The sequence below is a fragment of the Kitasatospora sp. NPDC098663 genome, assembly GCF_044760075.1.
Taxonomy (GTDB): Bacteria; Actinomycetota; Actinomycetes; order Streptomycetales; family Streptomycetaceae; genus Kitasatospora.
Genome location: NZ_JBIWAP010000049.1, coordinates 1 through 24996, shown reverse-complemented (window position 1 = coordinate 24996; position 24996 = coordinate 1). Strand labels below are relative to the sequence as shown.

Annotated in this window: 30 protein-coding genes and 1 pseudogene; 15 read left to right on the top strand and 16 right to left on the bottom strand. The window is 72.0% G+C overall.

All coding sequences use genetic code 11. The annotated features are described in order from the left end of the window. Positions 1–90: 90 nt before the first annotated feature. The 10 genes from ACIQVZ_RS35640 to ACIQVZ_RS35595 all read right to left on the bottom strand — a co-directional run bounded on the left by ACIQVZ_RS35640 (position 91) and on the right by ACIQVZ_RS35595 (position 4069). Positions 91–357 (bottom strand): hypothetical protein, encoded by a 267-nt coding sequence (locus tag ACIQVZ_RS35640; protein WP_402455892.1) that lies wholly within the window; start codon positions 355–357, stop codon positions 91–93. Between the two features lie 107 nt (positions 358–464). Continuing rightward, complete coding sequence (locus tag ACIQVZ_RS35635; protein ID WP_402455890.1) at positions 465–650, bottom strand: hypothetical protein; 186 nt, start codon at positions 648–650, stop codon at positions 465–467. Next, positions 605–1144: a GNAT family N-acetyltransferase gene (locus tag ACIQVZ_RS35630; protein ID WP_402455888.1), complete on the bottom strand. Its 540-nt coding sequence runs from the start codon at positions 1142–1144 to the stop codon at positions 605–607. Before ACIQVZ_RS35630 ends, ACIQVZ_RS35635 begins: the two co-directional genes overlap by 46 nt. Beyond that, the gene (locus tag ACIQVZ_RS35625) at positions 1141–1983 is read right to left on the bottom strand and encodes a hypothetical protein (RefSeq protein ID WP_402455886.1); all 843 of its coding nucleotides are present in this window, start codon (positions 1981–1983) and stop codon (positions 1141–1143) included. The genes ACIQVZ_RS35630 and ACIQVZ_RS35625 overlap by 4 nt, the downstream gene beginning before the upstream one ends. Beyond that, entirely contained in the window at positions 1947–2603 is a 657-nt protein-coding gene (locus ACIQVZ_RS35620; protein ID WP_402455884.1) for a hypothetical protein, read from the bottom strand. Before ACIQVZ_RS35620 ends, ACIQVZ_RS35625 begins: the two co-directional genes overlap by 37 nt. Continuing rightward, on the bottom strand, positions 2600–3028 hold the full coding sequence (locus ACIQVZ_RS35615) for a hypothetical protein (RefSeq protein WP_402455882.1): 429 nt from the start codon (positions 3026–3028) through the stop codon (positions 2600–2602). Before ACIQVZ_RS35615 ends, ACIQVZ_RS35620 begins: the two co-directional genes overlap by 4 nt. Positions 3029–3157: 129 nt before the next feature. Next, complete coding sequence (locus ACIQVZ_RS35610) at positions 3158–3307, bottom strand: hypothetical protein (RefSeq protein ID WP_350876263.1); 150 nt, start codon at positions 3305–3307, stop codon at positions 3158–3160. A gap of 6 nt (positions 3308–3313) precedes the next feature. Then, the gene (locus ACIQVZ_RS35605) at positions 3314–3514 is read right to left on the bottom strand and encodes a hypothetical protein (protein ID WP_402455880.1); all 201 of its coding nucleotides are present in this window, start codon (positions 3512–3514) and stop codon (positions 3314–3316) included. A 105-nt stretch (positions 3515–3619) separates the two neighbouring features. After that, positions 3620–3790 carry a hypothetical protein gene (locus tag ACIQVZ_RS35600; protein ID WP_402455878.1) on the bottom strand — a complete coding sequence of 57 codons (171 nt, stop codon included), beginning with the start codon at positions 3788–3790 and terminating at the stop codon, positions 3620–3622. A gap of 54 nt (positions 3791–3844) precedes the next feature. Beyond that, positions 3845–4069, bottom strand: a complete 225-nt coding sequence (locus ACIQVZ_RS35595) for a hypothetical protein (RefSeq protein WP_402455876.1) — start codon at positions 4067–4069, stop codon at positions 3845–3847. A 108-nt stretch (positions 4070–4177) separates the two neighbouring features. Between ACIQVZ_RS35595 and ACIQVZ_RS35590 the strand changes: the two genes are divergently transcribed. Beyond that, complete coding sequence (locus ACIQVZ_RS35590; RefSeq protein ID WP_402455874.1) at positions 4178–4420, top strand: hypothetical protein; 243 nt, start codon at positions 4178–4180, stop codon at positions 4418–4420. On the opposite strand, the gene ACIQVZ_RS35585 is transcribed toward ACIQVZ_RS35590, so the two are convergent. Then, positions 4417–4983, bottom strand: coding sequence for a hypothetical protein (locus ACIQVZ_RS35585; protein WP_402455872.1), 567 nt, complete (start codon positions 4981–4983; stop codon positions 4417–4419). The genes ACIQVZ_RS35590 and ACIQVZ_RS35585 overlap by 4 nt on opposite strands. A gap of 246 nt (positions 4984–5229) precedes the next feature. Here ACIQVZ_RS35585 and ACIQVZ_RS35580 point away from each other — a divergent pair, with 246 nt between their 5' ends. Further along, positions 5230–6570 carry a transcriptional regulator gene (locus ACIQVZ_RS35580; protein ID WP_402455870.1) on the top strand — a complete coding sequence of 447 codons (1341 nt, stop codon included), beginning with the start codon at positions 5230–5232 and terminating at the stop codon, positions 6568–6570. Between the two features lie 284 nt (positions 6571–6854). Here ACIQVZ_RS35580 and ACIQVZ_RS35575 read toward each other — a convergent pair whose 3' ends face one another. Both ACIQVZ_RS35575 and ACIQVZ_RS35570 read right to left on the bottom strand, forming a co-directional pair. Beyond that, positions 6855–7781, bottom strand: coding sequence for an SUMF1/EgtB/PvdO family nonheme iron enzyme (locus ACIQVZ_RS35575; protein ID WP_402455868.1), 927 nt, complete (start codon positions 7779–7781; stop codon positions 6855–6857). A 59-nt stretch (positions 7782–7840) separates the two neighbouring features. Continuing rightward, positions 7841–8617 (bottom strand): aminotransferase class IV family protein, encoded by a 777-nt coding sequence (locus ACIQVZ_RS35570; protein WP_402455971.1) that lies wholly within the window; start codon positions 8615–8617, stop codon positions 7841–7843. Positions 8618–9163: 546 nt separating this feature from the next. Between ACIQVZ_RS35570 and ACIQVZ_RS35565 the strand changes: the two genes are divergently transcribed. The 13 genes from ACIQVZ_RS35565 (at position 9164) to ACIQVZ_RS35505 (ending at position 22897) form a co-directional block, all read left to right on the top strand. Further along, positions 9164–9979 carry a hypothetical protein gene (locus ACIQVZ_RS35565; RefSeq protein ID WP_402455866.1) on the top strand — a complete coding sequence of 272 codons (816 nt, stop codon included), beginning with the start codon at positions 9164–9166 and terminating at the stop codon, positions 9977–9979. A 44-nt stretch (positions 9980–10023) separates the two neighbouring features. After that, a complete protein-coding gene (locus ACIQVZ_RS35560; RefSeq protein ID WP_402455864.1) occupies positions 10024–11523 on the top strand; it encodes an amino acid permease in 1500 nt (499 codons plus the stop codon). Then, positions 11520–12953 (top strand): glutamine synthetase family protein, encoded by a 1434-nt coding sequence (locus tag ACIQVZ_RS35555; RefSeq protein ID WP_402455862.1) that lies wholly within the window; start codon positions 11520–11522, stop codon positions 12951–12953. Before ACIQVZ_RS35560 ends, ACIQVZ_RS35555 begins: the two co-directional genes overlap by 4 nt. Before the next feature lie 197 nt (positions 12954–13150). Further along, the gene (locus ACIQVZ_RS35550) at positions 13151–14548 is read left to right on the top strand and encodes a glutamate ligase domain-containing protein (protein ID WP_402455861.1); all 1398 of its coding nucleotides are present in this window, start codon (positions 13151–13153) and stop codon (positions 14546–14548) included. A gap of 31 nt (positions 14549–14579) precedes the next feature. Next, positions 14580–15098 (top strand): LuxR C-terminal-related transcriptional regulator, encoded by a 519-nt coding sequence (locus tag ACIQVZ_RS35545; protein WP_402455859.1) that lies wholly within the window; start codon positions 14580–14582, stop codon positions 15096–15098. A gap of 112 nt (positions 15099–15210) precedes the next feature. Continuing rightward, positions 15211–16161, top strand: a complete 951-nt coding sequence (locus ACIQVZ_RS35540) for a hypothetical protein (RefSeq protein ID WP_402455857.1) — start codon at positions 15211–15213, stop codon at positions 16159–16161. Continuing rightward, positions 16152–16610 carry a hypothetical protein gene (locus ACIQVZ_RS35535; protein WP_402455855.1) on the top strand — a complete coding sequence of 153 codons (459 nt, stop codon included), beginning with the start codon at positions 16152–16154 and terminating at the stop codon, positions 16608–16610. Before ACIQVZ_RS35540 ends, ACIQVZ_RS35535 begins: the two co-directional genes overlap by 10 nt. A gap of 156 nt (positions 16611–16766) precedes the next feature. Next, complete coding sequence (locus ACIQVZ_RS35530) at positions 16767–18731, top strand: glycoside hydrolase family 15 protein (protein ID WP_402455853.1); 1965 nt, start codon at positions 16767–16769, stop codon at positions 18729–18731. Positions 18732–18897: 166 nt separating this feature from the next. After that, positions 18898–19602 (top strand): helix-turn-helix domain-containing protein, encoded by a 705-nt coding sequence (locus ACIQVZ_RS35525; protein ID WP_402455851.1) that lies wholly within the window; start codon positions 18898–18900, stop codon positions 19600–19602. Between the two features lie 54 nt (positions 19603–19656). After that, on the top strand, positions 19657–20589 hold the full coding sequence (locus ACIQVZ_RS35520; RefSeq protein WP_402455849.1) for an endonuclease/exonuclease/phosphatase family protein: 933 nt from the start codon (positions 19657–19659) through the stop codon (positions 20587–20589). After that, a complete protein-coding gene (locus ACIQVZ_RS35515; RefSeq protein WP_402455847.1) occupies positions 20586–21257 on the top strand; it encodes a 2'-5' RNA ligase family protein in 672 nt (223 codons plus the stop codon). Before ACIQVZ_RS35520 ends, ACIQVZ_RS35515 begins: the two co-directional genes overlap by 4 nt. 62 nt (positions 21258–21319) lie before the next feature. After that, positions 21320–21982, top strand: coding sequence for a 2'-5' RNA ligase family protein (locus ACIQVZ_RS35510; protein ID WP_402455845.1), 663 nt, complete (start codon positions 21320–21322; stop codon positions 21980–21982). A 120-nt stretch (positions 21983–22102) separates the two neighbouring features. After that, entirely contained in the window at positions 22103–22897 is a 795-nt protein-coding gene (locus ACIQVZ_RS35505; RefSeq protein ID WP_402455843.1) for a hypothetical protein, read from the top strand. Here the strand turns inward: ACIQVZ_RS35505 and ACIQVZ_RS35500 are convergent. The 3 genes and pseudogenes from ACIQVZ_RS35500 to ACIQVZ_RS35490 all read right to left on the bottom strand — a co-directional run. Continuing rightward, on the bottom strand, positions 22891–23961 hold the full coding sequence (locus ACIQVZ_RS35500; RefSeq protein WP_402455841.1) for a hypothetical protein: 1071 nt from the start codon (positions 23959–23961) through the stop codon (positions 22891–22893). The genes ACIQVZ_RS35505 and ACIQVZ_RS35500 overlap by 7 nt on opposite strands. Before the next feature lie 206 nt (positions 23962–24167). Then, positions 24168–24527 carry a hypothetical protein gene (locus ACIQVZ_RS35495; RefSeq protein WP_402455839.1) on the bottom strand — a complete coding sequence of 120 codons (360 nt, stop codon included), beginning with the start codon at positions 24525–24527 and terminating at the stop codon, positions 24168–24170. A 218-nt stretch (positions 24528–24745) separates the two neighbouring features. Continuing rightward, positions 24746–24996: pseudogene (locus tag ACIQVZ_RS35490) on the bottom strand (ISL3 family transposase); the annotation flags it as partial.

Sequence of the window (24996 nt, the reverse complement as noted above, 5' to 3'; positions counted from 1 at the left end):
CTGTATCTGAAGCTCTGCGCTTTTCGGTTTCACATTCATGCGCTATCGCTAGGGCCGGGATGTACAGACGGCTTGGAATTGGGGCCAGGTCTACGGCATCGCCTTCCGGCCCGGAAGCCGTATCGGAGCCCAGGGCAGCGGGTCCGTGGGGCGCATCCCGGTGGCCTCGTCCAGCGGCCGGACACGGTGCCCGGCCTTGAGCATCTGATCGCGGAGCCACTTCGGATCACAGCCGTACATCGTGCCAATGACCCGTATGCCCACCCCCGAGTCGTAGCGGCGGGCGATGGCGGGCAGGGCGGCGATCACGAGCTTCTTCAGCATGTCCTGCCGGTCGGGCCCGGTGTTGGCCCACATGGGAGTCCTCCGGGTTGAGAAGCCCCCCGTCCTGCGGCTGCGGGGGCAGCGACAGGGCGGGGGCGGTCCCGCCGCTGGGGGTTGAGGGCGGCGGGGGTGGGAGATGGTCAGTGAGTGTCGAAGACCTGGACCTTCAGGGCCAGGCCCTTCTGCCAGACCTCCACCGTTCGCCGGTCGCCGACACGGGCGTAACGGAGCGTGCCGAGGTCCGCGTCGTCCTGGGGCGTGCGGTAGTACCGGACGCCGGTCACGGCGTAGACGAGCAGGGCGAGGACGAGGGCGGCGCGTTCCATGGGGTGCTGCGGTTGTGCGGGAACAGGCTGGCGGCCGCTGGCGGCCGGATGGTGTAGGTGAGGAACCCGGCGTGCTCGCCGGTGGGTGTGAACCCGGCCTTCGTGAGGACGCGGCCGGAGGCGGAGTTGTCCGGGTGATGCTTGGCGCTGACCTCCGGCAGTCCAAGGTGGCTGAAGGCCAGGGCGAGGATCTTTCGGACGCCCTCGGTGGCGTAGCCCTGCCCCCAGGCGTCCCGGCGCAGGATGTAGCTGATCGAGGGGACGGGCCGGTCGAGGTGGAGCTTGACGACCCCGAGGACGTCGTCATCCGCGACCAGCCCAAGGGTGTACAGCGCGCGGGGGCTCTGCGCTGCTGAGGCTGCGGCGCTGCGGGCATAGAACCGCGCTTCGGCGGCGTCCATCGGGGCCCTGCCCAGGTATTGCGTTGCCTTCGCGCTGTAGATGCGCAGCAGGGCGTCGGCGTCGCCGGGGACCAGCTCCCGCAGCTCGATCACGCGTCGGCGGCCTTCACGAGCATGGTCAGCTCTGCGGCGGTCGGCCGGTCGTCGGGGGCGGCCAGCAGGACGTGCCGCAGACGGGCTTGGAGGGACGGCCAGGGCAGCACGGTGGACAGGGGTACGGCCCGGTGGGCAATGGCCTTGCGCTTCTCCTCTACCGGGGCGTCGACGCCGATTCCGGCGGTCTCGTAGTCCAGCGGCCAGCGACCGGTGATGCAGGTCCACAGGGTGCCGGCGAGGGCGTAGACGTCGGCGCTCTGCGTCGTCTCGACGGGCTGCGGGCCGTTGATGATCCGTGCGGCCAGCTCCGGCGCGGTGAGGTGGATCATCGTGCCGTCGAAAGTCGACCACGGGGTGATGCCGGTCTGCCGCGACCACGCGAAGTCGAGGAGGCGCACACCGTCCTCGGTGTGGATGCCGTGCTGGGGCTGGAGGTCGCCGTGTACCCACCCTGCCTGGTGGAGATCGGACACAGCGCGGCACAGGTCAACCGAAGCGGCGAGGGCTTCGTCGCGTCCGCCGTTGCCCTTGCGGACGGGACGGAACACGTCCCAGGTGGACGGGCCGGCCAGCCACGGGGTGACGTACCAGACCCCGCCGTCGAAGCGGCCGGCGGTCACGGTGTACTCGGGGAGTTGGTCCAGCACGGAGGCTTCGCGGGCGGTGACCTCGGCGGCCTCGCCGGTGCCGAGTTTGATGCCCACCACCCCGCGCGGGCCGCTGGCTTTCCACACCGCCGAACCCCGGCGGTCGCTGATCTCCTCCAGCTCGACCGGCCCGCAGACGGCCTCCGCGGCCTTCAGCGCCGCTGCGGCATGGGAAGTGAACTCGCCCATTCTCGTACTGCCTTCCACTCACAAGGGATGTGCTCGAAGACGTCCCGGCCATCGTCCACCGCCACGGACAGCGCCGTGGCGAGGTCGGGCGTGTCTTCCAGGAACTTCGGGTCCAGCGGTCGGACGCCCGCCCGTATCGGGAGGAACGAGAACGGCGGCGGGGGGATGCTCTGCCCGCGCCGGCCGGTCTCGACCGTCCCCTGGGCGAACTTGCCGAACATCACGCCGACCGGGGCGTAAAGGTTCTTCAGCGCCCAGTGCGGCCAGGCCAGCAGCTCCCGGTGGTCCGCCCCCTCGCAGTGCCCGGCCAGCACCACGTTCTCGCACGTGAGAACACCGTACGGCCGTCCCATGAGCGGGCGAACCCATTCCGCGGCCTGGACCCCGGCGTAGAACAACTCCGCTTCCACCGCGTACCGGTGGCTGCCCGGGGTGATCTCGTAGACCGTCCAGCCGGTCATCCCCCGGCGGATGGACGGCCGCAGGAACGGGCAGTGCTCGTACAGGTCGGCGAGGTAGCCGTCCACGTTCACGCCGACGGGGTTCTCCGTCCGGGCCTCGGTGAGGCGGAGCGCCCCGGCGGTCGGCAGGGACGCTCCGTCGAACGGTGCTGTGATCACAGGTAGGACGCCGCCGGGGTCAGGTCGTCGCCGTCGCCGGGGCCCGGCCGGGGGCCGCAGTCCCACTCGGCGGTGACGGTACCGGTCTCCCGGTACTGTGCGAGGGCTTCGGTGTTCACGGTGCCGTCGGCGTTGGTGAACCAGATCTCCGGCAGGGGCCCGTACGCCTCCTCGTACGCGGCCACCCAGGCGATGGGCCCGAAGCCCTGCATCTCGACGTGCTCCAGCCTGCGGCCGGCGTGCTGGATCGCGAACGCGTCGTGCGCGGCCGGGTCCGCGACGAGAGCGTGCCACGTCGCGTCGATCGCGGCCGAGAACATCTGCGGCGCGGTCTCGCCCGCGTCGATCCGTTGCGCGGTGATCTTGAAGAACTTGCCCAGCTCGTCCAGCTCCACGGTCGAGCTGGGGGTGGTGGCGGTGCTCACGTGCCTCTCCAATCGGGTTGGCTCTGCCCGCCCGGGTGCGGGCGGGCAGTCGTGCGTGGTGCCCCGGCCCGTCAGAGAATTCACGACGGGCCGGGAGTTCATGGCGCGCCCGGGGGCGCGGGGTGACGGTCAGAAGCGGCCGGAGGCGATGAGCGCGGTCACCACGAGCGCCAGTAGGACTATCGCGACCGTCTGGGCGATGGCGACCGGCAGCGGCGTCGGGAGCCCCCGGTCGGCCCGGTCGGCTGCCTCGCGGTACTCCTCCTGGCCGTCGTCCACGGCGGCCTACGCCGGGCGCTGGTCGAGCGCGGCCCGCAGCGCGGCGCGGCGGCGGGGCCGGCGGGCACGGGCAATGCAGTCGTCGCAGATCGCGTGGCAGGTGCTCTGATCCTCGCCGGGGGCCTGCAGCGTGGTCCCGGCACAGACCAGCGTCTCCCGGTGGCACACCCAGCAGGTCCCCTGCCGGTAGCCGTCGGGGCGGTCCACGACCATCCCCTCACCCGTGATCCGGATCGGCGTCGGCGTCGGCGGCGAGGGGGCTCGCTCGGACGGGAAGCGGCGCGGTCACGCGGACGGGCAGCAGCGGGTTGCTCACTCCGCGGGCTCCAAGTCGGCCAGGAGGACCATATCCGGGTACGTGTCGGCCGAGCTGTCCCGGTTCACCCATGCGTAGTTGGCGAGCGGGCTCGGGGTCTCGGCGACGGTGCCCGTCCAGCCGTCCGTGCGGTGCCGGACCGGGTCACCCTGGATCACACTGTTCACAGTTGCGCCTCTCCATCGGGTCGGGGCGTGCGATGTGGTGGTGCTGGTCGCGGTTCAGGCCGAGAGGCCGGCGCGGCGGGTCGTGCAGTTCGGGCAGACGCAGGTGGACCGAACAGCGGCGACCTGGAGCAGCGTGCCCACGGACGGGGCGGTGCTGGCGGCGTTGGCCGCCCGGTAGTCGTACAGCGGGCTCCAGCCAGCCGGGGGTCGGTTCAACTGGCTCTTGCTCGGTCCGGTCACGACCTCGCGGTACTCACGCGTGGGGGTGCGTCTCGCCATCGGTCTGTCCTCCTTCGCTGAGGGCCGCCGTGGGGAGGTCTGCCCTCGGAATTCCTGCGACACCTGGGAACTTGCGCGCTTCGGTGCCGTGATCGCTACTCTGCGTTCATGTCCGCCCAGCCGTTCACCAACGACGACGACGATCACGACGCCTGCTGGATCTGCCCGAGTCTGCGGCTCCCCGCTGGGGCGTTCGACGTTCTCGAACGCCCCAGCGGGGAGTATCCGTTCAACCCGGCCGACGGCTTCCGGTACAACAGGGAGGGAGTCCCGGCCTGCGTGCACGGAGACCGCATCGGGCTGCCTCCTGGCCGGTACGCGAGTGCCGGCCAGGAGCTGTCCGAGGGCTAGAACGCGATGGCGTGCTCTCGCCCGCTGCGGCCGAACCCGATCGAGTCGTACAGCCCGGCGAGGACGTCCAGGCGGCGGTCGACCTCCGCCTTGTCGAGCCAGTAGCGGGTGGGCGGCTCGGTACCCCAGGCGGCCACGTACGCCGCGTGGGTGTACTCGCCGCCGGTGTAATCGGTGTGCTCCTGGTCGGTCTGGTGGATCAGGGTGAAGCCGGCCCGCTCGGCGATGCGGGCGAGGAGCTGGGGCTGCGCGATCATCGCGTGCGTCATCTCGTCCACGGGGACGGGCAGCGCCAGCTCGGCGTCGGTCTCGCTGCCGGTCAGCTCGAAGGCCGACGCCTTGAGGGCGATGGCGCGCAGGGCCTCGGCAAGCAGCGGGGCCTTGTCGGTGTCGAGGTTCCACTCGCTGATGGTCGGGAACCCGGTGAAGCACTGCCAGTCCGACGAGTACTCCAGGGTCGCAGACTCGAACGCCGGGAACTCCTGGTCGGTGGTGATGGCGGTCAGGATCTCGCGGGCGCGCTCGCCGACCTTGTCGGCCGTCGGCATGGTGCTGGTGGACATGCTGGCCCTCCTGGTGGTTGAGCTGCAGTCAGCGGGCCGGCAAAGCCGACGCTCATGACTGCAACGGTCAAGAATCGCCTGGACCTGGACCTTCGGTTGCCGGTGTTCGGTCCCGGGCGGCTGACAACCATTCAACGGGGGGGCTTTGGCGGTGGGAACGTTTCGGGGGTGTTTCTGTATGCGGGACGTAACTGACGGTCAGCGCGGGTAGGCTCCCCACGCCGAAGTCTTGGATCGGGGACAGCCATGATCGAGCCATCCGCACACCCGCTCGTCCACATCCGCCGCCAACGCGACTGGGGCCAGAGTCAGTTGGCAGAGAAGTTACGGACGCACGGCTGCGCGATGGGGAAGAACCTGGCCACAAATCGCACTACCATTTGGAAGTGGGAGACCTGCAAGCAGGCGCCCGATGCTGTAGCACAGGAGGTGCTTGCCGACCTTCTCGGGGTGCCGCAGGCGCATGTGAAGGCGGGCGGGTGGCCCGGTTGGCTTCCCGTCTGGGAGATCTCAGCGCTCTCCGCACCCTGGAACGAGGCAGGTACCGTGAGCGCATTGACGGATCTGCTCAGGAGCGGGCACATGGACCGACGAGGGTTTCTAACCATCACCGGAGCCACCTTGGCGGGGCTCGCGGCAAACTGGGCATCCGCCCCCGGAGCCGCTGCGGCAGCGCTAGGCGGCGACCGCGTCACCGAGCAACTGGTAGATACCATCGAGGAACGCGTCGCCGCGCTTCGCAGCCTGGACGAACAGATGGGAGGCGGACGCCTCCTGGAGCACGCACGTGGGGACTTCGCCCTGATCACCGGCCTGCTCGACAAGGGCACTTACACGGGGCAAGTCGGCCAGCGGCTCTACAGCCTCGCGTCCAGAGTCTCGTACCTCACCGGATGGATGGCGTACGACGCGGGCCTTCGTTCGTCCGGGCAGCAGTACTACGTCGGGGCCCTGCGGTCGTCCGAGCAGGCGGGAGACCGGGCGTTCGGCGCGTTCATCCTGGCAGAGATGGGCGTGCACGTGGGAGACGCGGGTGACACGAAGTCGAGGGTCGATCTGATCGGAACCGCCATAAACGGGGCCCCGAGCGGCCTGGCTCCGATGGCGGAGAGCTTCCTGCAACTCCACCGCGCCGAAGCCCTGTCGCGTGATGGCCAGCACAGCGCCGCCGCCAAGGCCCTGAAGTCGTCGGTCGGGACCTGGGACCGCGTTGACACCACTGACCGCCCGGACTGGCTCCACTGGTACGGCGAGGCCCAGCTCCGTTCAACTGAGGGCAAGGTGCTGCTGCGAGCCGGGAAGCCCCAGGAGGCGACTCGGTCACTGGAGGCGTCCGTGGCTGCGGCCGTGCCGCGAGACCAGGCCGTCAGGGCACCCCGACTCGCGGAGGCCCGGCTTGCAGGGGGCGACTTGGACGGCGCCCTGCACGCGGCTCTCCAGAGTGTCACCTTGCTCGAAGGGCCCGTGACCTCCGACCGGGCCGTTACACGGATCACGGCGTTCTCCAAGTCCCTGGACCAGTACGCAGCTGATCCAGCCGTACGGGATTTCCGGGAACGCGTCAGAGGGCTGACACCCCCCGCGTAGCTCAGTTCGGATAGCGAGGCCCCGCACCACCCAGACGAGGGATGGCGTGTGGCCTCACGGCGTGAATTCCGATGCCTACAAAGGGAGGTGGAGAGCCACGCCGGGGTGCCAGCGGCGTCTTCGGGGGTACGGTCGGTCTCGCCGTAAGTCATGCGGGTGTTCGTCTTGCCCGGACATCGCCGGCCAGCACCGGATCGTACGGTGGGACTCAATGCCAACCGGGCTCCGGCCCCCTCAGAGCCTCGCATGCGGTGCAGGACAGCTGGCGTCGTTCTTCGGGTGGTTCAGTTCGCAGGGGACGCCGCTATGCAGCAGCGGAAGCCGGTGTCGTCGTCCAGCATGGTGCTGGCGGCATCGTTGAAGAGGCTGGGTGCCATCCGCGAGAACGGGCTCGTGAACGCGCCAGCCTTGAGTTCGTACCGGCCGGGACTGGTCTCGTTGCTGCACCATTCCCAGGTGTTGCCGCACAGGTCGTAGACGCCGTACTGGCTGACGCCGCTGTGGTACCGGCTGACGGGCGTGGTCTCACCGATACCCGACTCGCGAGTGTTGCACTTGGCCGGAGTCGGCTGCTTACCCCATGGATAGGCATCGCCCCGGGGGCCGCGGGCGGCCTTCTCCCACTGGTGGCCGGTAGGCAGCTGCTTTCCGGCCCAGGCCGCGTAGGCCTGGGCGTCGTTCCAGGTTACGAACACCACCGGGTGGTCCTGGAGTTTGACCGGACACCGACCGGTGGGCCAGTGCTGGGGTGGCTGGTGGTTGGTCGCCCTCACGAAGCGCTCGTAGTCGGAGTTGGTGACCGGGAAGATGTCGATGTAGAAGTCCGGCAGCCACACCGCTTCGTCGTCGGGGCCCGAGAGAAAGATGCCGCCCTCGACCAGAGCCATCTTCTTTCCGTCGCCGTGGTGGCGGATGTGGTGCTGTCGGGGCAGGGTCAGGGCCGACTCGCCGCGCTCGTCGGGGATGACGGCGCTTGAGGAGTTGGTGAGGCGGACGAACCGCTCGTGGACCTCGGGGCCGGAGGCAGCCAGTGAGGTGTCCAGCGCGGCCTGATTGACGGGGCGCGGCTTCACTGCGGCTCCCCTCTCCTCCCACTTCGACACCATGCGGTCGCTGATGCCGAGGTGGTCGCCGAACTCCTCCAGGCTCATCCGCTTCGCCAGGCGCAATGCCCTGGTCTCCACGCCCGTCCACTGCTCCACGGTGGCCACGACGCTCTACCGCCCCCTCTTCCTGACTTCAGTGGTTGCGCTGTTCAGTCTCGGGTGGTTCAGAGCTGTTCGGAGGGCAGTTCGGCGAACTTCCGCTGCAACTCTCCGATCACCGGGTGCGCTTCGGGCAGCTTGACGTCGTCAATCTGGCTGATGGCACGCACACCGATGGCCACGTTGGTCGCGAACGCGGCGTCGAAACCGGTCAGGTCAGCCAGGTGCACCGGCCGGATGGCGAAGGGGTGTGCCTGCTGCAACAGTTCCATCGTGGTGCCGACCAGCTGGGGTGCGTCGGGCCAGATGACCTGGCCGTCCTGGACGAAGCCGATGTTCCAGGTACCGCCTTCGGAAATGAGGGTCTGGGAGTCCACGAAGAGGGCGTCGTCGAAGCCGGCACGCTGGGCTTGGCGGCGTTGGTACAGCGAGCCGAGCAGCCCGACGCTCTTGACGGAGGGCAGGTCCCGGACGTACACGGCGGACTGTGCGCGCAGTGGCGGGGCGGGCAGGTCGCCGGCGGGGCGGACGGTCACGAGAAGGTGAGGTTCGGCGTCGTGTCCGATGTGGCCGAGGTCTAGCGCTGGGTCGAACACGGTCACCCGGACCACGGCGGTTCCGGTGGCCGGTGCCAGACGGCCGGCCAGCTCACGCACGCGATCCGGAGCAAGCTGCGCGTCGAACATGGTCTTGCAGTCACGTACCAGGCGCGCGAGGTGGAGGGACAAGCCGCGGACGCGGCGGCCGTTCTCGACGCGCATCGAGGTGAAGTGGCCGTAGTTGGTGAGTGCGAGGCTCTGGAGATCGGAGGGATCGACCGCCGTGCCGTTTAGTTCTGCCATGCGGTAAGTCTGGCAGCCGGTTCGGCGCTCGTGGCCGCCCCGCCCGTTCTGGGGTCCCGAAGTTCGGCGAAAGTTCGGTGCAGGGGCGGTGGCAAGACGTACTGGTTCGGTCACCGTGTGAGACATCCTGGAGGAGCCCACCGGGCCATGCGCTCGCCGTCCGGGGTGCGGCGCGGTCGGCTGCCGAGTTGCACGCCCAGTGCACGGAGCCGGCTTCACCACCGTGGAGCCCTGGCCCTTCGACTCAGCGCTGGCCAAACCCAAGTGTGAATCGGCCGGCGTTTACGTCATCGCCACCAAGTAGGACCACGGGCCCAGCCACTCCACAGCCCCGCCGTCGGCCAACCAAGCCAGGCACCCAACCACGTCTGGAAGGACGATCCCATGATCGCCGTGTCTCCGGCTCCGCCGGCGTACCACCCGGCCGGCCTAGACGATGCGCTCCGGACTGCGGTGGACGATCTGCGGGCCGGACGCTGGCTGTCGACACAGCGATTGCTGGCCACCACGGCACAGAACCTTGGCCTTCGGACGTCACGGACGCAGGTGCTGGCGCTGGTCGCGGCCCGGTCTACGGTGCTCACCGACTGGGGGCGTGAGGACCCGGACGACCCGGGACTGGCCATCCTGCGGACCCGGGCGATGGTCGAGCACGCCCTGGCAGCAGCCGAGGCCGGTTCCCCCGCAGCCGGCCACCTGGAGCGAGCGGCGCGGGAATCGTGCCGGGCCGCCGCCGAGGCGGTGCCCTCCGACTCTGTTCCGTGGGTGTGCCTTCTCGCCCTGGCCGTGCTGGACCGGTCCAAATCCCGCCCCGAGCACCGGTGCCGCTCATCGGATCCGATGCTGCCGCTCGGGCCGTGGGGGCTGCTCGACGAGGCGCTCACGCGTGATCCGGGCAATCGGGAGGCCCATCACCGAGTGCTCCGCTACTGGCTCCAGGCCTACCGGCCAGCGGCTGCCGACTTCGTTCACCTCGCCATGTCGAAGGCTTCGGCCAGCTCGCCGCTCGCCGCCCTGCCGCTGTACCTGTCAGTTGAGCACTACCGCAACGAGCCAAGGCGGAACGCCGCCGTGCTCCGACAATGGCTTCGGGAGCCGCACTTCTCCCGTGCTCTGCGCGCCTACGAGAGCTGGTCCGTGTCGGCGCCCGGATCATGGCCGGTCGCCGATCTCAGCTACCTCGCCCACGCGCTGTGGGCGTCGGCCCAGATGGACACCGCCGCTGAGGTCTTCACCGCGCTCGGACAGTTCGCTTCCAGAGCCCCGTGGAGCCTGGTCGCCGACTCGCCGGAGAAGGCGGAGGACCTGCTGCTGACCGCGCGCCAGCAGTCCTTCGCCGGCCGGGCGACCGCTCTGGCCTGACGACCCCGTCCCTGCCCACCTTCTCCCCATGGAGGTCGACTTCGATGTCCCCCGTCCACGCCGCTGAGCTGTCCGACGAGGATCGGCTGCGTCAGCTCGGCTACGAGCCCAAGCTGAGCAGGCGGATGGGCGAGTTCGGCAACTTCGCCAGCTCGTTCTCCGTCATCAGCATCCTGTCCGGGTGCATGACGATGTTCGCGTTCGGCCTGAACACCGGCGGTCCGGCGGTGATGTTCTGGGGTTGGATCGGCGTCGGTGCGATGGTCCTCTTCGTCGGCCTGGCGCTCGCCGAGGTGACCTCGGCCTACCCGACGAGCGGGGGCCTGTACTTCATGGCGCACCAGCTCGGTGGCCCGCGGTGGGGCTGGCTGGTCGGCTGGCTCAACCTGCTCGGTCTGATCGGCGGCATCTGCGGCATCGACTACGGCGCCGCCAGCTTCATCGGGGCCTTCCTCAACCTTCAGTTCGGCTACGAGCCCACGCCCGTCGGCCTGTTCGGGATCTTTGCGGCCGTCCTGCTGCTCCACGCGCTGCTGAACCTGCCGAACGTGCGCCGGGTCGCCTTCCTCAACTCGATCTCGGTGTGGTGGCACATCGGCGGCGTCGTGCTGATCGTCGGCGCGCTCGCGATCGTGCCCAGCCACCACCAGGACGCCGGCTGGGTCGTCGGGCACTTCGTCAACAACACCGGCTGGAGCAACCCGATCTACGTGAGCGCGATCGGGCTGCTGCTGGCGCAGTACACCTTCTCGGGCTACGACGCCTCCGCGCACATGGCCGAGGAGACCACCAAGGCGGCGGTGTCCGCGCCCCGGGGGATCGTCCGTTCGATCTGGGTGAGCTGGATCGCCGGCGCCGTCCTCCTCGCCGGCATGCTCTTCGCCGTCCAGGACTACGACGCCGTCCTCACGACCACCACCGGTGTGCCGCCCGCCCAGATTTTCATCGACGCGCTCGGGACAACCGGGGGGAAGGTGCTCCTGGTCGTGGTGATCGTGGCGCAGCTGTTCTGCGGGAACGCGGAGACCGCCGCGTCGGCGCGAATGGTCTTCGCCTTCTCCCGGGACGGCGCGCTCCCCGCCTCGGGCCTGTGGAGTCGGGTGTCGGAGCGCACCGGGACGCCGGTGGCCGGGGTGTGGTTGTCGGTGGGGGCAGCCGCGGTGCTGGCGCTGCCGTCGTTGTACAGCACGACCGCGTACGGGGCGGTGACCGCGGTGAACGTGGTGGGGATGACGCCGGCGTACGCGGTTCCGGTCTACCTGCGGCTGCGCCGGGGCCGCAGGTTTCGGCCCGGGCCGTGGAACCTGGGCAGCCGGGGACCTGTGATCGGGTGGATCGCGGTGGGCTGGGTGGCCGTGGTGAGCGTGCTGGTGTGCCTGCCGCAGAGCTACCCGGTGACCGTCGACACCTTCAACTACGCGCCGATCGCCCTCTTGGCGGTGATGGTGCTGGCGTGGGCGTGGTGGCTCAAGGCGGGGCGCTCGTACGCGCCGCCTGTCCAGCGGTCGGCCGAGCTGGTGGAGCTGACCGAGGAGGTCGTGTGACCAGCCGCCGACGCACCAGCCGAACGGTGAAGCTGCGCGCCGCCCGATACCGCACCGCTGGCGCCCCGGCGACGGCCTCGCCGACCGGGCCACTGCGCCAACTGGTGAACGACTTCGGCGTCGAGACGGTGCTGCTGGCGGCCGTGGACGCGCAGGGCCGGCTCAAGGGCAAGGAGTTCGACGCGGCCGGGCTGGTGAAGCGGCTTGAGTCCGGGCGGCTGGCCCCGGAGATGTGCGGGTACGTGATCGGCACCGATCTCGGGATGACCGCACCCACGACCGGGTCATTCTCGTGGGAGTCCGGGTTCGGTGACATCGCTCTGCTGCCCGACACCCGGCACGCCCGCGTCCTGCCATGGCTGCCGTCCACCGCCCTGGTGCTCGCCGATCCGGTCAGCAAGTCGTGGCCGCACCCGCTCGCCCCGGTCACCGTGCTGGCCGAACAGCAGCAGCGCCTCGCCGGCCTCGGTCTGAGCGCGAAGGTGGGTGTCGAGACGGAGTTCGTGCTGTACGAGGGCTCGGCCCGGGATGCGGCGGCGGCCGGCTGGCGCGGGCTTCGTCCCGTCACCCGGGACAACCGTGACTACGCGCTCGACCTGCCGGCGCCGGTGCGGGAGTTCACCGCGCGGCTGCGGCAGGTACTCGCCGAGGCGGGCCTTGCCGTCGAGGCGGTGAAGGCCGAAGGCGCCCACGGCCAGCTGGAGGTCACCTTCCCCTACGGCGAGGTGACGGCGGCGTGCGAGCAGCACGTGCTGTTCAAGCACGCCGCGAGGACGGCGGCGGACGAGCGGGGCATGGTGGCGTCGTTCATGGCGGCGCCGGCCACCGGGGTCGGCAGCGGGATGCACCTGCACGTCTCGCTGCACGACGCCGACGACCGGCCGGTCCTGACCTCCGCCCCCGAGGACGGGACCGCCCTGTCGGAGCTGGGCGAGCGGGCGGTGGCCGGGCTGCTGACCGTGCTGCCGGTCCTCGGCCCGTTGTGGGCGCCGTACGTGAACAGCTACAAGCGCTTCGCCGACCACTCCTTCGCCCCGGCCCGCTTCGCCTGGGGGCGGGACAACAGGTCGTGCGCGGTGCGGGTGGTCGGCCACGGCCGCAGCCTGCGCCTGGAGGTGCGGCTGCCCGGTGCGGACGCCAACCCCTATCTGGCGCTGGCGGCCGTCCTGGCCGGGATCCGGCACGGCGTCGAGGCCGGCCTCAAGCCCCCGCCCGCCACCGGCGGCGACGCCTACCTCAACCGTGAGGCCGAGGCGGTGCCGCGGTCCCTGGCCGAGGCGCTGGTGGCCTTCGAGACCAGCGAGCCGGCCGGTGAACTGCTCGGCGAGCCGGTCCTCGCGCACCTGGCCCGCGTCGCCCGCCTGGACCTGGACCACCACGCCGCCCGCGTCACCGACGCCGAGCTGGAGCGCGGTCTCACCCAGGCATGAGCTCCGGGCCGGCCGCGGCGCCACACCCCCGGGCCCGCGGCCGACCCGGTTCCACCCCCACCGCCCCCTGTTCTCGACCCTGCCGAAGGAACCCGTCCATGGACACCACCACGCGCCCCCCGACTCACGCGAGCCCGCGACCTGCCGGAGCTGATCTGCTGGTTAGGGCCCATCTGGTCGATGCCACCGAACCCGGCATGGAGGGTCTCGCGCTGTGGCTGGCCTCGCGTGGGCTGGAGGTCACCGCCAGCACCGGCCCCGCGGAGCAGGACGGCCGGGCCGCCGCCCGGCTGCGCGAGGCCGGTGTGAGCGTCAGCGTCGGTTTCGATGCCGGGCACGTCCGTGAGGACTGCAGCTGCGTGGTGTGGTCCGGCGCGGCGACGGGTCCGCACCCGGAGCTCGACCGGGCGCGGGCCGTGGGGCTGCCGGTGCTGATCCGCGCGCTGGCCCTCTCCGTGCTGGCCGGCGAGTACGGCGGGCCGGTGGCGGCCGTCTACGGCAGTCACGGCACCGCGACCGCGGCGGCGGCCCTGGCCGCCGTCCTGGACGACGGCCGCACCTCCTGGATCCTCAACGCCGCGCCTGTCGGCGCCACCGCGGGGCAGGGCCGCCTCGGCCGGCGCCTGGTGGTGGACCTGTCCCCGGACGCCGCCACGCACGAGGCCGCCCGCGGCCACCTCCCGAACGCCCCGCAGCCCCTGCGCAGACCATCCCCGACCGTGACACTGATCACCACCGCCGCGGCGAACGTCCCGCACTTCGAGGACCCCATCGAGGCCCTGAACGCCGCCACCACCCTCGCGCGGGCCTCGGCCACGGTGGTGCTGCCACTGTGGGACAAGGGCGCCACGATCGTGCACGAGAGACTCACGGACCGGCCCGGCCCGCGCGTGGTCACCGTCGGCACCGACCCCCACTGCACCGTCTGGATCATGTCGCTGTCCTGGACCGGGTGGGACTTCCGCGTCGCGCTGCGCTACGACGGCATGGACTGCGGGTTCGTCGTGCCGGTGCAGGGCCGCCACCACGCCCTGGCGGTGTGCGCGGCCCTGGCCACCGCCCTGGTCCTGGGCGAAGAACGCCAGGAACTGATCGACCGCGCCACCGAGTTCCGCGGCGTGCGGCGCTCGCTGACCACCCTCGGCACACAGCGCGGCGTCACCGTCGTCGACTCCCGTGCCCGGCACCCGCGCGAGATCGCCCAGGACGTCACGGCCGCCCGGCTGCTCACCGAGGGGTCCGTGGTCGTCGCCCTGGAACCCGACGGTATCGCCCGCACCAGCGCGCACAGCAACGAACTCGGCGCCGCCCTCGCCGACGCCGACCACGTACTCCTGCTGCCGGTCAGCACTCCGCTGGCCACACACGACGGGCCCGACCCGCTCGACGCCGTCGAACGGGCCGCCGTGAGGGCCCTGGGCCCGGGCGCGGTCCACCGCACCGGCTCGGGACCGTGCGAGCCCGGCCCCGAGCAGCGGCTCGCCGAGATCGCCACCGAGGGCGATCTCGTGCTCGTCGTCGGCACCGGCGCAGCTGTGCAGCGGCTCGGCCCGCGTCTGCTGGACCACCTCGCCCAGGCCACCGGCCGACCGTGAAGCCGCCCGCCGACCACCGGAGAGAACTGTCATGACCGCTGTCCTTGCCCCGCACCGCCTGAGCGGGCAGCAGGTCCGCCTGCTCGAACACATCGCTGCCGACGCCACGACGCGCACGATCGCGGCCGACCCCGAACTCCCTTGGGAGCGCACCGAGGTCGACGCCGCCGTCACCGCGTTGCTCTCGGCCACCGGCACCCGCACCGCGTCCCAGCTCGCCGCCTGGGCCACCGCGTACCGCATCATCACCGACACCGCGCAGCCCCACACCGTCCTCGCCCCCGATATTCGGCTGCCCCGGCGCCTGCGCCGTGTCCTGGCGGGTTGGGTCGGCGGACGTACCGCCCCGGAGCTCGCGGCGGACATCGGCATCGCGACCACCACCGTACGCAGTTACGGCAGGGACCTGCGCGCCTGGCTGGGGGTGCGATCCCAGGTGCAGGCGAGCATCGCCGCGGTCCTGGCCGGCCTGGTCCTCCTCAGCGACATCGACCCCGCCTGGCCAGCCGAGCCCCTGCACCACGCCGCGTCCCGCAGCCAGGCGGCGTGAGCCCCCGCCACACCGGCGGCCAAGCCGCGATCGGAGCGCTCTGCTTCCTTCTCACCCATGGCGGCCGTTTCGGGCCAGGGCCGCACCCCGACAACCGAGACAGACAGACAAGATGAGCACCTTACGACCTGCCGACGCACTGGCGGCCCGCGACCTGGACCGTTACCTGATCAACCGTGCGGGCGTCCTCGTCGACGCCGCCGCCCTCGCCCAGCTGCCCGCCACCCGTCTGTCCGGCGCCGACCCGTTCCTCCTGGCCACGGGTGCCCCCGTGCCGGCCGCCGTGCCCGCTGCGCTGCTGCGGCTGCTGATGCGCGCCGCCTCCATGGCCGTCCCCTGCGCCCTGGTCACCGAACAGCTCGGTCGCCACGTGACCGCCATGCTCGCCGCCCAACGCATCCCCAACGTGTGGTCCGCCTCCGTGAGTGCGGCAGAGCACCGCGAGCAGGGAACCAACCCCTACCGGGCCGCGGCCCGTGCTCTCAGGCTCCCGGTCGGCAGCTGCCTGATCATCGCGACCGATCTCTGGCTGCGCGAGGCCCGGGCCAGCAGGGCACGCCGCGTGCTGATCAGCAGCTCCGGATCCCTCAGCGTGGCCGCCAGGAACACCGATGGACTCAGCCAGCGCGAGCACGACGTCGCTCTGCAGCTCGCCCTCGGCCACACCTACGAGGGCGTCGCCGAGCGGCTCGGCTGCTCCGCCAGCGCCGCCGCCAACCTCATGTCCCGGGTGATGCGCCGCCAAGGCCTCGCCGATCGCACCCGCACCATCGCCGACCTCATCACCACCGGGCTGCTCGACACCGCCGAGCTGCGCGCGGCGCTGCCCGACCGGCTCCCCGACCTCGCCCCGCGCGAACACCAGGTGCTCGCCCTGCTCGCCACCTACGAGGTGTGCACCGTCGCGCGGATGACCGGCATCAACCAGGACACCATCGGCGGCGTGATCACCCGGGCCACCACCGCCATCGGGGCCCGGACCCGCACCCACGCCGTCGTCATGGTCCTCCTGCTCGGCCAGCCCGGCCCGGCCGCCACCTCCGGCGGTGCACCGTGCAGCTGATCGAGTACCCGCAGCGCTACACCCCCGACGGCTGCCCGGCGCTGTACCTCGCCGCCTCCGGTGCCGGCCGCCCGGGCTGGCAGAGCGAGGCCGTCGCTCTCCTGGACGCGGCCGGCTTCACCGGCACCGTCCTCAACCCCCAGCCCAGTAGGCCCACTTCTGGAGCGGGTGCTGCGGACGGCTGGCAGGAGCACAACCTGCGGCGTATCGGCGCCGTCATCCTGTGGTGCCCCCACGGCGCGCAGCACGTGCGCGATGTCCAGCGGCGCTTCCTCCACCGCTCACGCACCGTGCTGGTCGTCGGCTGCGATCTGGAAGACCGCCTCCAGCGGTTCGTCCACGCCGAACTCCTCCACGCGACACCCGCCCTGGCCGTCGCCACCGGCCTCGCCGCCACCGTGCGCGCGGCCCTCGACCACCTCAGCACCCCCGGCACCGGCCCGCGCTGAGACCACCCGCCCCATGCCCAACCCGCGCCCGGCGCCTGTGCCCGTCCCGGTGCCGGACCCGCCATCGAACGCGCGCACTGGCCGGCGCCCTCGCGAACGCGACGCCCCCAGCCGTCTATCCCTGCCCAGTTCCCCGATTCCCACGACAGGAGCCTGATGCCCTCCACCTCCGTGCCGGCCCCGCTGATCGAGGACCACGCCCTGATCGGCAACGCGCGCAGCGCCGCGCTGGTGACCCGTGACGGGTCGCTCGACTGGCTGTGCCTGCCCCGGTTCGACTCCCCGGCCGTCTTCGCCGCCCTCCTAGGCAGCCAGGAGCACGGCTTGTGGCGCGTGGGCCCCGCCGGGTACGACGGCGCGCCGCCCGTGGTGAGCACCCGGCGCCGCTACCGGGGCGAGTCCCTTGTCCTGGAACAGGAGTGGGACACCCCCGACGGATCGGTGCGCGTCACCGACTTCATGCCCGCGCCCGACGACACCGGCCACGCGCCCGCCGAGGTCATCCGCATCGTCGAGGGCCTGTCCGGGCAGGTCCGCGTCGCCTCCGAGTTCCGGCCCCGTCCCGGATACGGGGCCCAGGTGCCTGTCATCCGGCGTGCCGAGCAGCACGGCCAGGACAACCTCGATGCCGTCGGCGCCGTCAGCGGCACCGACGCGTACTGGCTGCGGGGCGGCCCGCGCCACAGCCCCGGCCGTCACGGCACCTGCCGGGCGGACTTCCCCGTCGCCGCCGGACAGCGCGTCGTCCTCACCCTCACCTGGCAGGAGGCCCGCCACCACCCACCGGCCGCGCCCGACACCGGCCGCGCCCTGGGCCACACCCTGGCGTTCTGGCACGCGTGGTCCTCCAGCTGCACCTACACCGGGCCGGAGCGCGAGGCCGTGGTGCGCTGCGCCCTCACCCTCAAGGCCATGTGCCACGTGGACGGCGGGACCGTCGCCGCGCCCACCACCTCCCTGCCCGAGCGGCTCGGTGGCGAACGCAACTGGGACTACCGCTTCACCTGGCTGCGCGACTCCGCGCTCACCGTCTCCTGCCTGCTGCGGCTGGGCTTCGTCCAGGAGGCCGGGGCGTGGAGGGACTGGCTCACCAGCGTGGTGGACCCCGCCAACCTGCGGGCGCTCTACCGGCTCTCCGGCGCGACGGACACCGACGAGGAGATCCTGGACCACCTGCCCGGCTACGAGAACTCCCGGCCGGTGCGCATCGGCAACGCCGCCGCCGGCCAGGTGCAGCTCGACGTCTACGGCGAGCTTGCGGATGCCCTGCTGCTGGCCGACGACGCGGGGCTGCCCCGTGACCGGGACGCCGACGAGCTGCTGCTCGCGCTCGCCGAGCAGTTGGAGCGGCGCTGGCGCGAGCCGGACGAGGGGATCTGGGAAGTACGCGGCCCGCGACGGCACTTCACCCACTCCAAGGTCATGAGCTGGGTGTTCTTCGACCGGGCCGCCACCCTGCTGGCCCGGCGCCGAGGAACCGGCCTCGCCGTGGCACGCCTACGCGCGGTGCGCGAGGAGATCCACGCCGACGTCTGCGCCCACGGCATCGACCCCGAACGCGGCGTGTTCACCCAGTACTACGGGAGCCGCGACCTCGACGCGTCCCTGCTGCTGATCCCCGTCGTGGGGTTCCTGCCCGGCGACGACAAACGCGTCATCGCCACCGTCGAGGCCGTCCAACGTGAACTCGCCACCCCCGACGGGCTGGTCCTGCGCTACCGCACCGGCGAGGGCGCCGAGAACGTGGACGGGCTCCGCGGCCACGAAGGCGCCTTCCTCGCCTGCTCGTTCTGGCTCGCCGACGCCCTCACCATGATCGGCCGCGACCAGGAAGCCCGGGACCTGGTCGACCGCCTCCTGGCCCTGCGCAACGACCTTGGCCTGCTCGCCGAGGAATACGACCCGCTCACACGGCGCCAACTCGGCAACTTCCCGCAGGCCTTCTCCATGTGGGCCCTCGCCGACTCCTGCCGCGCCCTGTCCACGTTCTCCGCGCGGGCCGACGTTTCCGTTGCGGGGTCCCGAATCCCGTGTCCAGAGTCCGTTTCCGATGTCCAACCGGCGCAGAACTCCCTACCGACGCACGAACCCGCAGGTGAAGCCGCTCTCCAGGGAACGTGATGATCCAGGCGCCCGCCCGCGAGACATCCGCCAGCGCGCACACGCCGCACCGCCTCCAGGGCGTCGCCACCGGCCGGGCCGCACCCGCGGATTCGGGCGCGGCCGGGCTCCCACCGCCCCGATCCGACGCCCGCACACCGCAGTCACGCCACCACTGGAGGACGTCATGACACGACAACCCGCTGACCGGCCGTTCGGGCCGGGCACAGCAGGCCTGCCGCTCGTGGGCTGGCAGGACCGGACCCTGCCGGTGCTTCGCGCACTGGCGGACGCCGACCCCGTCGTGCACGCACTGGAGGTGACCGGGTCCGCCGCCCGGGGCGGCCCGCTCCTCGACGTCTGGTCCGACCTGGACGTCTCGCTGACCACCGACCGTGACCCGGGACCGGTCGCCGACCGGCTCGCCCTGACGGCGTCCGCCGCCCTGGGCCCCGTGTACGCGAGCAGCCGCTGCGCGCACGGGCAGGAGGCCGGAGTGTGCCTGGTCCTGACGGGCCTGCGCCGTATCGACCTCACGGTCCGCACCACGAACGCCACCGGCCCCCGGCGCGACCGACTGCGCCAGCTGCGCCGGCAGCACGGCCTGAGCATCCGCCAGCTGGCCGGGAGCAGGTTCTCCACGGCGTACATGTCCCGGATCGAGACGGGGCACCGCCAGCCCACCCCGAAGGTGGTCGCGTGGGTGACCACCCGGCTGGCCCTCGCCCCCGGCGACCTGGACGCGTTCCCCGAGGAACCCACCGACCTGGTCGAGGTGGCCCGACGGCTGGGAGTACCGTCCCGCTGGCGGCGCGGCTTCGCCGCTGCCGTGCTCGCCCTCGCCGAGGGGTGCAAGGCCGAACACACCGGCCGCTCCGGCCCCCGACCGTAACCCCGGTGCGGCCCGCATCCGGGCCGCACCCGCCAGTGCCTGGAAGGAACAAACGTGCGTTTTGCCAACCTGAACGCCTACAAGGTCCGCCCCGGAGAGGACGGTGCCAGGAGCCGGGCGCGTACGGCCGCGATCCGGGAGATGGCCCCTGACGTCCTGACCGTGCAGGAGATCCTCGTCGACACCACCGGCCCCGACCGGTGGGACGACGCCGCCGCGGAGATCATCCGCGCTCTGGCGGCCGACTGCGGCCTGGCCTGCACGCTCCCCGGCGGCCCCGCCGGCGCGGCGATGTGCCACAACGCCCACCGGCCCTGGTACACCGCGATCCTGTGGAACCCGGACACCGTGGCCCCCGTGCCGGGCGCCTTGCGCGCCGTCGGCGCCCCGGACTTCTGGCACGGCGTCACCACCCTGGCGCTCGACGTCGGCGCCACCGAGCCCCTGCTGGTGGCGAGCTACCACGGTGATCCGTTCCGGCCCGACGCCCGCTACAACGAGGCGCTGCGGCTCAAGGGCCTGTTCCGGCGCACCGGCGGGGTCGCGTCCGGCGTGCTGCTGGGCGACTTCAACAGCATCTGCGCCGCGTCCTCGCCCACCGGCGGCTACTACGACGCCGAGCCCTACGGCGGGCAGGACCACGACGACCTGGAGTACCAGTGCCTCCCGGACACGGTCGGCGGGACGAACCTGGCCGACCGCAGGCCCACGGCCGCCCTGCTGCGGCGCGGCTTCATGACCGACGCGGCCGCCCACCTCGGCGTGCCGTGGCAGCCCACGGTGGGCTACTGGCGCGACGGCCAGGGCGACCCCGACCCGTGGGGGCAGCGCCGGATCGACCTCGTCCTGGCGACCCGCCACGTCGCCCCGGCCCTGACCGGCTACGGTGTCCACGTCAGCGAGGCCAGCACCCTCGCCTCCGACCACCGCCCGGTCTGGATCGACCTCGACCCCGCGAAGATCACCACCAGGGAGGCGGCAGCATGAGGAAGTTCATGACCAGCCGCCGCCGCTGGGGCCGCGAGGGCGGCCCGGACGAGGACTGGGTGCGCCCGCACGTCCTGTGGCTGCCCCAGGACCAGCCCCGGGTGATCACCTACTTCGAGCGCCTGCGGGAGATCACCTCCCGCTACCCCGACATCGTCGCCCCCGTCGCGGCCGACGACCTCCACATGACCATCCAGTCCATCCGGGCGCACACCGCCGACGGCACCCGCGTGGACGCCGCCCTGATCGCCGACGCCGCCGACGCCGTCCGGCACGAACTCGCCGACCTGGACCCGTTCACCGTCGAGATCGGCCCGGCCCGCGCGGGAGGATCGGCCGCGCTCGCGGAGATCTGGCCGGAACACGGGCCGGACGCGCTCTACCGCCGGGTGCGCACCGCACTGACCGCGGCCGGACTCGAACTCCCCCCGGCCGAGGACCACTTCTGGTGCCACATGTCGGCCGGCTACGGCGTCCAGGACACCGACACCCCCCACCTCGCGGCCCTCTCCGACCGCCTGGCCTCCGACCTCGGCCGGGCCATCCGGCCGGGCATCCGCACCACCGCCACCATCGCGAGCGTGTGGCTGGTCTGGGAGCGCCAGCACCCCGACACCGCCCGCTACACCTTCGAACGCCTCCACGAGGTGCCTCTCGGCACGCCCTGACCCGCCCAACCGCACCCCACCCGCCGTGGCAGCCATCCACCCCCTACCCGAACGGAGAACCAATGCGGCAGTTCGTGCCGTCCTACCGAGGCGCGCCCTGGCCCGACGGCGCCTCCGTCCTGCACGTCTACGCCCGCCCCGACCGCAGCGAACCCGCCCTGGCCCGCCTGCTCGCCGCGTGCGCGCAGGCCATGGCCCCCTACCCGATCACCCCCCAGAACGAACTCCTGCACTGCACCATCGAGATGATCGCCGACACCACCAGCGACACGATCACCGAGCCCGACCGCGCCGCGCTGACCCGAGCCCTGACCCGCCACCTGCGCGACACCCCACCACTGCACCTCACCGCAGGCTCCCCGATCGCCAACAGCGCCGGAGCCCTGCTCGACCTCCACCCCGACGGCGACCTCCTCGCCCTGCGCGAACGGGTACGCCAAGCCATCCACGAGACACGAGGACCCGGCGCCCTCCTCCACCACGGCGGCCGACCCCACCTCTCCCTCGGCTACGCCTACGACACGGCCTCCTCCGACACCCTGCAATCCGCGCTGCGCCGGATCAGCCCCAGCCACGTCCCCCTGACCATCGACGCGGTCGAACTCCTCGACGTGACCTGGACCCGGCAGCCCCGGCCCGCAGGCCTGAGCGGCTGGACGATGTCCTGGACCCCGGTGGCGACGATCCCCCTGCCCAGCGGCGCCACCGAGCGCCACAACGCGTGAACGCGCCAGCCCCCGGTCCGCCCCGCGCCCTGGACCGGTCCGGCGCAACAGCGCAGCCTCCCGTGAGCGCGACGTGCGAAGTCCGCCCTGCCGGGCGCGGTCACGGTCTAGGGTGCTTCCGTGACCTGGAACTTCGCCACCAGCCGCATCGGCCACGACGGCGCCGGCACCCTGACCCTGGAGGTCTGCCACCACCGGGCGGACTACGGCAACACCTTCGGCGGGGTGTTCTGGCTGAACAGCCCCCCGACGTCTGACCTGGACGTGTTCTGCCCGGCCTGCACGGCCGACCGCGGCCTGAGCGTCAGCGGAACCTGGGGCGCACCCGCCCGCCTGGCGTGTGTGTGCGGGCACTCCTGGACACCCCGCCTGCCCGGCCTCACCCCCGAACAGGTCCTGCGGAACCTGGTGCGCCTGGCGCTCTCGCCACAGGGTCCCGCCATGCCGCTGTGGCGGATGCGCGCGGACCACGACACCGAACCCCCCAGCCCGCTCCATCAGGCCGTCCGCCCCTACCTGGCCGAGGCCGGGCACGCGCTCAACCGCCGCGAGTGGGCCTTCACCGAGCACGAGGGGCGGGCCGCCGCCGACATCCTGACCCGGGCCGGCCGCATGCCCCACCGGCGTACCGGCGAGCCCGGCGCCGAGGAAGCCGACGACGCAGCGCACCTGGCCTGGCTCCACGACAACCTCCACGTCCTCGAAGGCCATGCCCTCACAGCCCAGGGACGCCTGGGAACGCTCCTGTCGAACTGTGCCACGGCACTGCGTCCCGCCGCCGCGCTGACCATGGACGACCTGGAACCAGGCCCGACCTGGTCCAGCCTGCCACCGGTACTGGACGACGCCCTGCGGGCCCTGGGTGCCGTCCACGTCGTGCTGACGGCCGGCGCCACGGGAGACGTCGACTACTGACCGCCCTGCTCCCAGGGCAGGCCGCGCCACGCCGGCCCCTTCCAGTCGACCAGCCGGGACGCGGTGATCACCGCAGTGGTGCGGACCCCGTCCGGCGCGACCACCTCCAGGGCCCCGGCGAGCGGCAGCACAGCGTCCGGACGCACCCGCCCCCGGACCAGGCCGCCGGCCGGCTCGGCCAGACCCCACCGGCGCAGCGCCGCCCACGTGCTCCAGGCACACAGGGCGGGACCGGCCCATACGGACTGCCCCGGCTCCGTCTCCAGCTCGGCGAGCAGGGGCCGCCACCGGTCACGGCGGCGCTCCCCCCGCTCCAGGAACACCGCGCAGTGCCGGGGCGAGAGGACGCCGACGATGTCGTCGCACAGGTGCCTGTGCAGCAGGCGGCCCAGCGGAACCTCCGCGGGGACACCGTCCAGGCCCGGCAGCGCGACCAGCAGATGGCCGTAGGCGACGCCCTCATGCAGGGTGTCGGCCACCCCGGGCCCGGTGGCAGTCAGGCCGAACGAGACGACCGCGTCGTCCCAGCCGCCGTCCGGGCCGCCGCCCCCGTACGGCACGTCCCCGAAGGCCGGGTAGAGGGACAGGTGGACGACCGGGGCCGCCGACGGCCCGCGGTCGACCACCACCGCCGTGACCCACGGCGAGACCCGGCCGTTCAGCACGGTACTGCCAGCCAGAGCAGCCGGCACACCGCCGTCGGCGTCCTCCCGCAGCATCCGCGCGAGCGCCCGACGGCGCCCGTCCACCACCGGCACCGCCCCCACAGCCACATCCGCCCGGTGGCACGCCAGAACCCGCCCCACCAGCCCGCCCACCTCATCACTCCCCGCCGCCACCGCCACCTCGGCCAGCGACATCGTCAGCAACGGCGTGCCGTACGCGCCCGGCCGCCGGGGAAGCCCGTGCAACGTCGCCGCAAGGCGCTCCACCACCTCAGCGCGCCGCAGCACAACCCCGATCCGCTGCTCCGCCCACGCGGTCAGGAGCTCCGCCCACTCCCGGCACTGCTCCCGCCCGTCGTCGGCGGCCGGCAGCTGACCGAACAGCCCGTCGTCCGTCATACCCCTACCAGCTCCCTCGGCCGGGTCCGTCCATCGGCCCAGCGGGCCAGAGCACGCCCGCCGCCCCCTCACGGGCTGCCGCGACCACGCTAGCGCTCACGGGCCAACGGCCCGAAACCAACCGTGACACGCCCGGCACGGCCGCAGGCCCATGGACCCGTTGCCCACCCGGCCCGCCCGAGAGCGGTCAGAGCCGCCCGGCACGTTCAGCGCTGAAACGTGTACTCGACAGCGGTACGACGCATACGCAACGCCGCACCCGCGGCGCGGCGGGCACCGGCATAGGTGAGAGCCCAGCCGTCCCGATGGACGACGGACCCGTCAGCGTCGTGCGCCACCCTGATCCACAACCACCCGACCGGTACGCTGCGGCCCGCAGCGAGCGGGGGCACGAACGCCAGCACCGGCACCCCCTCCAACAGACCGCTCAAGGTCCTCACCCCATCCCGGGCATCCGAGACCGCGATCAGATCGCGCCGAGCCGACTCCCGCTGCTGCTGCCGAAACCCACGACCGAAGTGAACGGCGAACCAGACCACCGCCAAGACCCCGACAGCCGCCACCACGGCCCACACACCGTTCAATGCCCCACCCCCGGATCGTTCTGTTCGCCGGCAGTCTCTCACCGGACCGGCGGAGAATCACCGGAACCTGGAAGACACAGAGCAGCCGTCGAAGCCAACCGAAGGGCGGCGCCGAGCCCCCCAACGGGTCTATCAGGATTTCGGCTCAGTCCCGCAATCGGTGGTAGCGCTGTAAAGCAATCACTGGAGGAGGATGCAGGTAGCAGGGGGAATCCAGCTCGGCCGTGCATCTGCCTCATGATCCTCTTGGTCCATGTGTTGACGCCTTCGGTGCGGCCGTTGTGGAAGGGAAGGGTGAGTCCGGCGTTGACAGCGGGCCGGTCGATTTCGAGGCCGTTCGCGAAGGAGCGCAGGTGGGGCAGGTCGACAGCGCGAACCGACGTGATCCAGTCGGTGACCTTGACGTCGTTACCCTCCTCCGGTGTCGGAAGTTGCGCAAACTCTCTTGTCA